The organism is Halomonas borealis (assembly GCF_004798905.1).
In the GTDB taxonomy this organism is placed as follows: Bacteria; Pseudomonadota; Gammaproteobacteria; order Pseudomonadales; family Halomonadaceae; genus Halomonas; species Halomonas borealis.
Genome location: NZ_SDMO01000157.1, coordinates 1 through 205 on the forward strand (window position 1 = coordinate 1; position 205 = coordinate 205).

At 51.2% G+C, this 205-nt stretch carries 2 tRNA genes; both read right to left on the bottom strand.

The annotated features are described in order from the left end of the window. Nucleotides 1-2: 2 nt before the first annotated feature. Nucleotides 3-75, bottom strand: a tRNA-Asn gene (locus ETC07_RS15560). Nucleotides 76-128: 53 nt separating this feature from the next. Further along, nucleotides 129-204: transfer RNA gene (locus tag ETC07_RS15565), tRNA-Asn, on the bottom strand. Nucleotide 205: the final 1 nt, after the last annotated feature.

A 205-nucleotide genomic window follows, 5' to 3' on the forward strand; every position in this document is an offset into this window, starting at 1 on the left:
GGCTCCCCGAACAGGACTCGAACCTGTGACCCAATGATTAACAGTCATTTGCTCTACCAACTGAGCTATCGGGGAATAACCTTTTCGTACAACTTGCGACTACGGTGCTCGTTGCTCTGGGACGAAGCTGGCTCCCCGAACAGGACTCGAACCTGTGACCCAATGATTAACAGTCATTTGCTCTACCAACTGAGCTATCGGGGAA